Source organism: Pseudoalteromonas sp. 0303 (assembly GCF_013349995.1).
Classification (GTDB): domain Bacteria; phylum Pseudomonadota; class Gammaproteobacteria; order Enterobacterales; family Alteromonadaceae; genus Pseudoalteromonas.
In genome coordinates, this window is sequence record NZ_JABVXF010000127.1 from 1 (window position 1) to 525 (window position 525).

Genomic DNA, 525 nt, shown 5'->3' on the forward strand with positions numbered 1-525 from the left:
CTAGTACTCCATCACACAAGTTCTGACTAGTTGAGGGCACCATAAGCCCTCTCAAGTTTTTCACGAGCTGATTCAACATTAAATAGCCAGTTTATACTTGTTCTTTCTTTATTCCTGTTCCATTCCCAGGCCGCGAGTTCTGTCTTTAGTTCTTCCATACTTGCTATACGTCTATCTAAACATTGCTTATTCATATTACCAATTTCTATCTCGACCATATTCAACCAACTCGCGTGTTTTGGTGTGTAATGTAATTCTAGTTTATTTAAAATCCGGCGTGCTTCCTGTGGAGAAAATGCTTTATATAACGCTCCTTCTGTATGAGTTGATAGGTTATCTAATACAACTTTTATTTTGTTCGCATGTGGATAATGGAGATCAACTAAATCCCTCATACAATTAGCAAAGTCAATTTTCGTCTTTCTTTCTGTTGCTTTAACATGCCGCCACCCTCGATGGCGATCGAAGAATACAAATAAGTTGGCCACACCTACACGTTTATATTCATAATCTAACCGCTTAGTC

General features: G+C 38.1%; 1 protein-coding gene. It reads right to left on the bottom strand.

From position 1 onward, the window contains the following. Positions 1-26 precede the first annotated feature (26 nt). Positions 27-525 (bottom strand): IS630 family transposase (locus HUS62_RS22435; protein ID WP_175081206.1); only part of this gene is annotated, 499 nt, incomplete at its 5' end.